Here is an 11,054-nt window from a genome sequence, read left to right as displayed (position 1 = left end):
GCAGTGCGGCAACCTATGGCACGGTCAAAGTCCCCTCTGCGCCGAGTGCGTCATTCTTGCTCCAGGTGCCTGTTCCACCCTCAGGCTTTCACCACGACCGCCCTGATACCCTCCGACAAATCCGGCCCAACACGCTGAAAACCAAGTAAACGCGCCACGGCTTTGGTCATTTCTTCGGGCGGCATAATGCCGCTTTCAGCACTTATCTTCGCAACTGCAGCGGAAATTTCCATGGGAGGCAGATATTCCGCCTTCAGCACACCGCCCGTCTCTGCCCTCCGGTCTCGAACCGGCGGAGCGGCGGCCTGATCTTTGGTCATGACAAACCGTCCCGCCGTTTTCAGAGGATTGTCGCTGCGTCTCTGCACCGCCTTCAAAGCACGCGTTGTCGCGTCAACGATCCGGCTACCCGCCTTGAGCTTACCAAAAGCTGTTGCGACTCTTCTTGCGATTTCATCCACATGGATCGGCCCTTCAATCTCGACGATCTTGATGATCAGATCGCCGATCTGCCCCTGAGGCGCCTCGTGGGGTTCAACAGTGCTTCTGACCGACAAATCTGCGCGTTGATAGGGAGGGGCTGTCAATTCCAGATGGCCGATCTCGATCGGGCCCGGCGCATTCTGTTCCACATCAACCACTTGCAAGAGTCCGCCCGTATTTGCGCCTCGCACAACAATGCCGCCCGCAGAAGATTCTTTTGCGGCGAGAAGGGCTTCGGCAAGACGGCGAATCTCATGATCTCGGCGATGGAACCAATCCGTGCTCCATATCCGGTGGAAGCGCCAGCCAAGGCCCTCGAGCACATCCTGCCGCAAGCGGTCACGCTCGCGTGCCCAAAGTGCCGCGTGATATGCCGCCCCATCGCATTCAACCGCGACGATATACTGACCGGGGCGGTCAGGATGGCGCACCCCGATGTCAATGCGGAAACCAGCGGTGCCAACCTGCGGGTCGGCCTCATAACCAAGCTCACGAATGACGCGGGCGACATCCTCTTCAAAAGGGCTATCCGCATCAAGACCGGTTGCCACCTGTTCTTCAATGATCCCGGTTTTCGCGAAATCGAGAAAGCGTTTCAAAACGCGCGGCCCGACGCGCGATGACCGGCTTGGGTCAATGTCGCCGGGATCGAACGAGGCGAAAATTTCACAGCGCACCCTTGCACGCGAGAACAAAACGTTCAGGCGGCGTTCGCCACCTTCCCCATTCACCGGGCCGAATGACATGGATGCCAACCGACCGTTGGGCTCTTGCGGACCGTAGCCGACCGAAATCAGGATCACATCACGCTCATCGCCTTGCACGTTTTCGATGTTCTTCACGAAAACATCCTCGGCCCGACCTTCGCGCAGGAACGCCTCCAGAACCGGATCGCGGCGGCGTTCATATTCCAACGCCTCGGTCAATGTATCAGACTGCGCTTTGGAAAAGGCCACAACGCCAAGTGACAGGTCGGGGCTTTTGCGGGCATGTTCAGCAACGGCTTTGACCACATGCTGCGCCTCGATCTTGTTGGTTCCAGCCCGGGCTGACGTAGTTTTCCCGCGGGCATAAACACCCGGCACGCGCCGGAACTTCATCCCATAATTGGGATCGAGCTGCAGTGGCGATGGCGGCAGAACCAGATTGTCATCATAGAATTCCGCGTTCGACACCCGGATCAAGGATGGATCGCGGGACCGATAATGCCATTCCAGCATGCGCGACCGCAAACCACGGGCTTCGCAAAGCGACAGGATACTTTCCATATCTGCCGCCGTTGCGCCTGCGGGCATTTCGTCGTCCTCTTCGTTGTCTTCGACATCGTCCACAAGACGATCAAAGAACGACGTTGGCGGCAGTTGCTTTTGGTCCCCGACCACCACGATCTGGCGCGCGCGGGCAATCACGCCCAACGCATCCTCAGGCCGGATCTGCGACGCCTCATCAATCACCAGCAAATCAAAGGTCACCGTGCCGGGCGGCAGAAACTGCGCCACGGAAATCGGGCTCATCAGCATGACGGGCTTGATACGCTGCACCATCGAGCCCGCGTTTTTCATCACCCAGCGGATCGGCTTATGGCGGCTTTTGCGACCAATCTCACCGCGAATGACGCCCATTTCCCCCATGCTGCCCTTGGGGATCTGGGCAAAATGGCGCGCAAGGATCAGCGTTTGGGCCTCGTTCAGACGCGAGCGCTCCTTTTCCTGAAACATCTGCACAAGCTCATGCCGGTCCAAACCAGCCACTTGCCCAAGTTCGGGCAGCACCGCGCGTGCCGCATTCCAACGCGCCTCGGCGCAAGCATAGGTAAATTCGTCCCCAGCGGCGGCAGGTTCGACGCGACCATCCGCAACCGCGTCAATCACGTCGCCTGCTCCGTTCTCCACCGTCTGCGCCGTCGCGCGCGCAAGGGCCGCCCAATCGGCATAGCGCCCGCTTTCTGTCTGCATCCGTTCAAACACTGCCGCCAAATCAGTTAGATCAGCCTCTTTCAATTCCGACGACAACCCGGCCTGTTCAAGATCAAACCCCAACCGGGTAATCGGCTTTTCCGCCTTTTCCTGCGCGTCGCGCACCAAAGCCGCCAGAGAAAGCGCGGCTTGTCCCGGCGTTTTGATTTCGGCCAGAGCGGCCAGAAGATCGTCCGCCGTGGCAAAGCCAGCCGCCTTCGCCGTTGCGAGCCAGGTTGAGATTTCCTTGATCGCGGCAAATTCCGTGCGCTCACCACGCCAATTCTCGCCCAAGGCCACTTGCAGCCACGCTTCCTCATCAGCAAGTCGCTGCCTGCGGGCCTGCACGCCTGCCAACTGGTCAACCAGCGCCAAACGCTCAGCGGCGGGCTTTGGAAGCGCGCCCGACAACAGCCCGGCCAAAACGCCCGATGCCTTGCGGTATGGCCCGAAAATCCGCGCAAGGAAGGATGATTGCCCACCCGTAATAGCAGACCGCAGCGATACAAGCTCTGCCGACCACGCGGCTGGCGTGAACCTACCTTCGGCCTCGTGGCGCGCTTCGGACCATTCGATCCCGGCCGTCAAAGCTTCGATCAAGCGGGGCTGATCAACGCGGTCAAGCAGGCTTTGCGTGATAAAAGGCTGTGCATGCGCGGGCGCTGAGGCCAATATATTCAAACCGGACACCAGTGCCGCAGCATCCGCCAGCGTCACAGGTGCAGGCCGCAGGAGGCTGGGTGCCAAAAGCGCGGCCTCTGCCGAAACATGTGTCAGCGCGGCAGCAGCGGCGGCCAGTTCGCCGCCCAAGCGTGATAGATCGGTTGGTTGAAGATCATACTCCCGCACACCGCGGTAAGGGTGTGCGTCCGGCGCGCCCACAACCCGCAACGCCTCGATAAAGCGCGCGATGGCCCCCAACGCGGCCTTGCGCGCGGGCGCGTCCAGCCGTTCAAGCCCCTCCAGCGGGATCGACGGCGGCTGCGCGCCTTTGCCGATCAGGCCGATAATCTCGGACATGGCCCGGAACGGCGTGTCGCCCGATGCGCCCACGGGCGTGTGCAGCAGGTCTGAAATCCGGTTCAACGCGTCCCGGTTCTGACGCAGGCCTGAGACATCAGACACCCCCGGCACTGCCGCCGCACTGGCGCTCAACGTCCGGCCAAGCTCTTGCGCCAACGCCTTTTTATTCGCACTGCGCGAGTGCAGCTCCAGACAGATATCGCGCAGCCCCGACCGCACCAGCCGGTGATGCACAACCGACAACGCCGCCATCTTTTCGGCCACGAACAGCACCGTTTTGCCGTCATGCGCCGCCGCTGCGATCAGGTTGGTGATGGTCTGCGATTTTCCCGTGCCGGGCGGTCCCTGCACCACAAGGTTCGCCCCGTGCCGCACCTCTTCGATCACCTTGGTCTGCGACGCATCCGCATCGACGACCTGAATGATATCCGCGGGGTCCAGCAGCGCATCCAGCTTGTCCTCTGGCCCGAAAATCGACGTGCCGCCATCAAACCCTTCGGCCAATAGCCCCCCCAAGAGCGGGCTTTGCGTCAGCCCGCCATTCGGCCACGCCGCTGGGTCAAGGTCGCGGTGCATCAAGAGCTTGGCGAAGGAGAAAAACCCAAGCTGCATCCCGTCAGCATCGACCGCCCAACCGGGCTGGCCGGAAACCGCATCCGTAACTTGGGCAAAATACGTTGACGGCTGCCAGCCTTCGCCCTCCTCAATCTCGGGCAACAGAATACCAAAATCCGTGCGCAACCGTTCCTGCAGCGGCAGGTTGGTGGTGATGTCATCCTCGCGCGCGCGAATGTCATAGGTCGAGGTCCGCTCGTTGCGCACCAACTCGACCGGCAACAGCACCAAGGGCGCCTCGCGCCAGATATCCGAACTGCTGCTTTCGCGCCATTTCAGGAACCCGATGGCAAGGTAAAGGATGTTGAGCCCCTGCTCTTCCTCGGCGGTGCGGGCGTCACTTGCCAGCCGCAGCAGCCTGCGCGCCTGCGCTTCGGGGCCAAGCGGGGTTTCCAGAAACTGGTCGGTAAACCGCTCGGGGCCTGCCGCACCTGCGCCCTCCTCCATCGGCAACAGTGTGAACTGGCTGGCCTCGTCCTCTTCGCCGGGCTTGCGATCCTTGCCCGTGGGCTTGAACCGCATCCGCTTGGCCTGATCGCGCAGGATGCCAAAGATGTCGTCGCACCGCTCGTTGATGATGTTCAGCGTATTGGCCCGCTGGTTCGCGCGGTTGACGTGGATCAGGCGGTTCCGGGTGCCGGTTTCCAACAGCTTGCGCCGGGCGTCATTCAGAACTTTTGTCGTCAGGCGGTCTGTTTGGGTCAGCATGTCAGGCAAATCTTTCGTGTGGGGGTCGTTACACAGGCAAAGCGGCAACCGGATAAAACCAAGACGTCGCGGTCATGCGACGGCCCCGTTCAAGGCCTCGTGCAACAGAGATTCCAGCAGGCGAGAGCGGGTGGTGGTGGCGGCGGTGAGGCTGGCTTCCAACTGATCGCAAAGCGCCATCAGGGCATCGACGCGTGCCACGATGCGGTGTTGTTCGGCGAGGGGTGGGAGGGGGATCGCAGTTTCATATATCTGCTTTGTGCTGAGGTTCGGAATGGCGGTCCCAAGGGAAATACTCAGGTTTCGAGCGATGATCGTTTCGAAGAAGAACCTGATAAAGTTGACATTCATCGAAAAGCAATCGATGCGCCCAACACGTTGGTTCAGAAGCAATTTCTTACCGGTTCGATTGAACGCCGTTTTCCCAGTTGTTGCACCCGACATCGCAAGCAACAGAGCGTCCTCTGGAATCCAGACTTCATCAGAGACTGAAGCTGCGACATCGCTCGACACGTGAACGGACGAGGAGAGCTTTACCTCACCGTCAGATAAGTCGCCAATACGGATGACGGGTATGCCGGTAGTCTTGAAGTCAGCGCTCTTGAAGGCGAAGCCATTCCAAAGCTTGATTACAGTGCCAAGCCGCGTCCATCTCCATTCTTTAGGAAGATAAAAGTCTTGTTCGTGTTCAGCGACTGCTTCTAGTTCGTTCATCAGTTGCGCGCGACCACCGGCTAACCGGGCCGCGCGTTCCTTTTCAATCCGCTTCAACAACTCCGCCGCAGGTTCGTCGGTTGGGTCTTGCGCCACCAGCTTCCCCCGCACGGCGAGGTTCAGGATGGTTTGGCGGAGGGTTTTGATCTGATCTGGGCGGGTGGTGAGGGTGGGGAGGGATTGCAGGGCAAAGCGGACGTGAGTGGGGAAGGTTTCCGCGTCGGTCTCGGCAGCGGTCAGGCGGGCAAGGGTGGCGGCGGTCAGCCGATCCCGCACCCCCTCGCGCCCCGCCCGCGCCGCCTCCAGCCTGTCACACAGCGCCATGAGTTCATCCACCTTGGCCACGATCCGCCGCTGCTCGGCGAGGGGGGGGAGGGGGAAGGCTATCCCCAGCAACTCTTCGATCTTGATGCCCTTAACGGTCAGTCCAGTGCCTTCCATCCCATAGGTCAGGAAGAAATTGTAAACAAAATCAATGTCCACAAAAGGCGAGAGAAACAGCGCGCGCAGATCCTGATTGATTGCCACCGGAACTCGATTGATCGAGAGTTGTCCAAGCCCCATTCGGGTTACGACAATCAGGTTTCCAGCAGGAACAAGGTTGGAAGCGCTATTTTCCAGACCCTTCTCGGTGATCCGATCAATGGTATCATCGACATACTTGGCCTTGCCAACGTCCTTTACGCTGGCCCAGCGTATATCGCCGCCCCAATAGGAGTGGTCATTCTTAGACGGGGTCCCTCCGCCGAGGTGACGATTTATGACTTCACCCAATGGCACAACCATCCAGCCCATTGGCGCAGGTGTCACAGGCTCGCCAATAAAGGAAATTGGCTTGGCCTCCTTGATCTCGCCCGCCTTCACCAACCGCGCCTTTTCCTTCGCGATCCGCTTCAGCAACTCTGCCGCCGGTTCGTCGCTCGGGTCATGCTCCACCAGTTTCCCGCGCACGGCCAGATCCAGCACAAAGCGGCGCAGGCGGGGGATGGCGTCCTCAGAGTCGGCCACGCGGTCATAGAGCGCCAGCAGGCGGTCGGCGGTAAAGTCCTCTCCCCTCATCGTGCCAGCGCCTCGGTCAGGATCGCCTTCAATTGATCACGCAGGGTGGCCACCTGCGTCTCGGCAGCCTCCAAATCGGCCAGCAGGGTTTCGGGGTCGCCGTGATCCTCGGCCACCGTATGGGGGTTCTTGACGTCAAGGTTATAGCCGCGCGCCTTGATCTCTTCCGCCGTGACCTTCCACGCCTGAGGCCCTTCCACCCGCCCTTGCCGCCCTGCCCCGCCCCACCATGCGGCGCAGTCGGCCAGATGATCCAGCCGGATCGGCTTGGTCATCGAATAGGCCTTTTGCCCCTCGGGCACGCGGTGTTCCCAATACCAGATGTCCTGCGTGGGCGTGCCCTTTTCAAAAAACAGCAGGTTGGTGCCGATGGACGCATAGGGTTTGAAGACCGAGTTCGGCAGCCGCACGATGGTGTGCAGGTTGCATTCCTCCATCAGGTGTTCTTTCAGGCGGGTCTTGATGCCTTCGCCGAAGAGCGACCCGTCGGGCAGCACCACAGCGGCACGGCCACCGGGTTTGAGCAGGCGGATGATCAGGGCAAGGAACAGATCGGCGGTTTCGCGGGTGCGGAAGGTGGGGAAGTTGGATTCGATCCCATCCTCTTCCTTGCCGCCGAAGGGTGGGTTGGTGAGGACGATGTCGACGCGCTCATCACGGGTCCAGCTGACCAGCGGCCGCGCGAGGGTGTTGTCGTGGCGTACGAAGTCGGGTTCTTCGACCCCGTTCAGCAGCATGTTGGTGACGCAGAGCATGTGGGGCAACGGTTTCTTTTCCACCGCGCGCAGGGCGCCCTGCATCAGCGCCTCATGCTCGGGGCGTTTGACGTAGCGCTCGCGCATGTGGCGCATGGCGCAGGTCAGAAAGCCGCCGGTGCCGCAGGCCGGGTCGAACATGATTTCTCCGGGATGCGGGTCGATCTGCTGGACCATAAAGGCGGTGACCGCGCGCGGGGTGTAGTATTCGCCCGCGTTGCCCGCGTTTTGCAGATCGTTGAGGATTTGCTCGTAGATGTCGCCGAAGTGCTGGCGCTCGGTCAGGTTATTGAAGTCGACCTCGTTGATCTTGTTGATGATCTGCCGCATCAGCTGGCCGGATTTCATGTAGTTGTATGCATCCTCGAACACATCGCGGACGACCTTGGCACGGGGGCCTGCATTGGTGGGCAGGGCCTTGAGTTCGGGGAACAGGGTGTTGTTCACGAAATCCAGCAGCGTGTCGCCGGTTATCCCCTCTGGGTCTGCCGCCCAGGCGCGCCATTGCAGAGCTTCTGGAATGGGCGAGGTGTAGTCGTCCTTGGTAAGTTCGAGCTCCTGATCCTGATCGTCGATGATCTTGAGGAAGAACATCCAGCAAAGCTGGCTGATGCGCTGCGCATCGCCATCCACGCCGGTGTCTTTGCGCATGATGTCTTGGATGGATTTGACGAGGGTACGGACGGACATTGGTTATGCGCTTTCTTCGTAAATAGCAGATTGCAGGTCGTGGACGGCCTGTTCGAACCCGGGTTTTCCACCGAAAGCGCGAACGAGTTCAACCACACTTCCCATGCCACTGAATGGCGCAATCTTCAGGACGCCAAGATCGTCGAGGTTCATGACGCCCTCATCGGCATATTTTTCCAGCAGGGCTTCGAGAACGGCCTTTGCCTGGGGGCCGTATTTAGTAAATACATCGCGTTTTTTCACGCTTTCAGCCCGCTCACGCCGGGTGAGAGGTTTGGCATCAAAAGCGATGTGGCAGATCAGGTCGAATGGGTCGAGATCCTTGCCAAGTTCCGCAGCGATGACATCGAGCGGCAGGCCTTCGGCTGCCAATTCCTCGAACACCGCCTGTTTGCGGCCCTCGCTGTTCCAGCGCTTGAGGAAATCATCAAGGCTGGCAAATTGCCGTTTCAGGGCCTTGCGGGTGTAGTCGCGCAAAGACTCTGTGACCAGCTTGCCGTTCTCGTCGAGGTATTCAACGCGTTCAGCCACGATGACCGCGCCTACCCCATCAACGTAGACCTTGCGGATCGGGCCGCCGCCTGTGTTGCCACCAAGTGGGTCGAGTGGATCGATTGGGTCAATCAGCACAGTTTCATCATCATCCGGTTCCGGTGACAAGGGAGCGCCTTCATTGTCCGTCTGCGGGGCATCATCTGGTGGTGTTATCGGGTCATCAGGGCCGGGTTGGTAAATTTGAACCGGCTCCCCATCGAATTCCGGGTCAGCGAAATGGCTCGTTGAGCCTCGGAAATCCATGACTGTGAAGAACAGCTTTTGGGTATCCTCATGTACACGGCTGCCGCGACCAACGATCTGCTTGAACTCGGTCATTGACCCAACTTCACGATCGAGGACGATCAGACGACAGGTTTGCGCATCGACACCGGTCGAGAGAAGCCGTGAAGTTGTCACGATCACCGGATGGGGCGCTTCCGGGTCGATAAAGTTACCAAGTTGGTCGAGGCCTTCTTTGTCATTGCCGGTGATACGCATGACGTAGCGATGGTTTTGCGCCACCAGATCGGCGTTTTCATTGATGAGCGCCTGCCGCATCCGGGCGGCGTGTTCCTGATCGACACAAAAGACGATGGTTTTGGCCATCCGGTCGCCGCTTTGTTTCAGAAACTCCGTGATCTTCTGGGCGACCAGTTTGGTACGATCCTCCAGCACCAATGTCCGGTCGAAATCCTTAGTGTTGTAGATGCGATCTTCGACTTCTTCACCGTCGCGATCCAGCTGACCTTGAACAGGCCGATAGCCCTGCACATCCCGGTCGATGTGAACCTTGATCACCTTGTAGGGTGCAAGGAAGCCGTCGCGGATGCCCTGCTTGAGCGAATAGCTGTAAACCGGCTTGCCAAAGTAATCGATGTTCGAGGCGTATTCGGTTTCCTTCGGCGTTGCGGTCAGGCCGATCTGGGTCGCCGTTGAGAAATGCGCGAGAATTTCGCGCCAGGCGGAATCGTCTGCAGCGCTTCCCCGGTGGCACTCGTCAATCACAATCAGATCGAAAAAGTCTGGTGAAAACTCGCGGTAGAGCTTCTGACTTTCATCGGGGCCGGTGATGGCCTGATAGAGGCCAAGATAAATCTCATAGGATGTGTCGATCCGCCTCTTTTTATCCAAGGCAATCGTCAGATCGTTTGATGTGCCATCGGCGCGCTCAATGGTTTTGGACTGGGTCGACAGTTTTGCCATATTGCCCGCGAAGGGCCGGAAATCATTCACCATGGTCTGGTCGATCAGCACGTTGCGATCCGCCAGAAACAGGATGCGCTTTTTCTGTCCCGCCTTCCAAAGCCGCCAGATAATCTGAAACGCCGTGTAGGTCTTGCCGGTGCCGGTTGCCATCACCAGCAACACACGGTCCTGGCCCTTGGCGATGGCTTCAATCGCAGTGTTGACAGCGTTAACCTGATAGTAGCGCGGGGTCTTGCCGCTGCCATCGTCGAAATAATCCTGCAACGCCACCGCCGCAGCTTCATCCGATAGCCCCTTAGCCGTCTGATACCGCGCCCACAACTCGGCAGGTGACGGAAACTCATCCAAGGTTAGTGTGACCTCGGGTGTCGGGCTAGCACCAGTTCGATCATGAAAAACAAACCCATCGCCGTTCGACGAAAACACGAACGGGATGTCCAGCGTTTCCGCGTAGTCCAGTGCCTGCTGCAGCCCGGCGCCAACCGCCTGTGTGTTCTCCTTGGCCTCTATAATCGCCAGCGGGATATTCGGTTTTACCGACAGGATGTAATCAGCCCGCTTGCCCTTACCCCGGCTCACCAGCCTGCCGCGCACGATGATCCGTCCCTTGGTAAAGCTGACCTCTTCGCGGATCTGAGTCATCTCGTCCCACCCAGCGGCACGCAGGGCTGGCGTGATGAACTTCGTGCAAATGTCACGCTCACTCAGGAATCGTTTATCCAAACCGCCACAACCTTGGTGCATGCCCCAACATTAAGGGAAGAACTATATCGTCGTCGTTACTCAAGGACTTAATCAGCTTTGCAGCCACGGGACAACGCTGAACGGCACATCGTTTCCCGCAAAGATTGCGGCTGCACTATTCCTTGCTTTGATTCGCATTGTGAAAAGGCGAACGCCTCGCGGGATCGGCACCCACGTCGAGCATCCCTGGGACATCCATGACACAAAACCCCGTCCAAGCTGGCCTTGTCAGACGTCCCATGGGCTGTGCTAAACTGTTGGCCACTGCCACCCATGTATCATCGAGTTGACCTACGGATGATCACCTTCCAGACTTCTCCCAGTGATCTGATCCTGCCGCACTCACCCATGACGCGGGAGTTCATGGCTGAGGCGTGTTGAATTCTGCGAGAATTTGAACCAGTTTTTCGAAACGCCTTGACCCACTGATTTCAATAATTCCGCCGACTTTTCATGAGATTATCATATTTCAGAATGGTCAGCGCTAAATAGAAAAACGGGTCAATCCGACACGAAAATCAACGACATCTGGCGAAAACCAAGAAGGGCCTGCTCTACCAGCTTA

Annotated in this window: 4 protein-coding genes; all 4 read right to left on the bottom strand. The window is 59.0% G+C overall.

The window, feature by feature from the left end; translation table 11 throughout:
- Nucleotides 1-80: 80 nt before the first annotated feature.
- The 4 genes from ROSMUCSMR3_RS19385 to hsdR all read right to left on the bottom strand — a co-directional run bounded on the left by ROSMUCSMR3_RS19385 (nt 81) and on the right by hsdR (nt 10,468).
- Complete coding sequence (locus ROSMUCSMR3_RS19385) at nt 81-4,784, bottom strand: DUF3320 domain-containing protein (protein WP_081508442.1); 4,704 nt, start codon at nt 4,782-4,784, stop codon at nt 81-83.
- A gap of 72 nt (nt 4,785-4,856) precedes the next feature.
- Nucleotides 4,857-6,557 carry a restriction endonuclease subunit S gene (locus tag ROSMUCSMR3_RS19380; RefSeq protein WP_081508441.1) on the bottom strand — a complete coding sequence of 567 codons (1,701 nt, stop codon included), beginning with the start codon at nt 6,555-6,557 and terminating at the stop codon, nt 4,857-4,859.
- Nucleotides 6,554-8,002 carry an HsdM family class I SAM-dependent methyltransferase gene (locus ROSMUCSMR3_RS19375; RefSeq protein ID WP_081508440.1) on the bottom strand — a complete coding sequence of 483 codons (1,449 nt, stop codon included), beginning with the start codon at nt 8,000-8,002 and terminating at the stop codon, nt 6,554-6,556. The genes ROSMUCSMR3_RS19380 and ROSMUCSMR3_RS19375 overlap by 4 nt, the downstream gene beginning before the upstream one ends.
- A 3-nt stretch (nt 8,003-8,005) precedes the next feature.
- On the bottom strand, nt 8,006-10,468 hold the full coding sequence (gene hsdR / locus ROSMUCSMR3_RS19370) for an EcoAI/FtnUII family type I restriction enzme subunit R (RefSeq protein WP_081508439.1): 2,463 nt from the start codon (nt 10,466-10,468) through the stop codon (nt 8,006-8,008).
- Between the last annotated feature and the right edge of the window lie 586 nt (nt 10,469-11,054).

The sequence above is a fragment of the Roseovarius mucosus genome (genome assembly GCF_002080415.1).
In the GTDB taxonomy this organism is placed as follows: domain Bacteria; phylum Pseudomonadota; class Alphaproteobacteria; order Rhodobacterales; family Rhodobacteraceae; genus Roseovarius; species Roseovarius mucosus_A.
The sequence above is the reverse complement of the archived record's forward strand: the minus strand, read 5'-3'. Positions and strand labels throughout refer to the sequence as shown.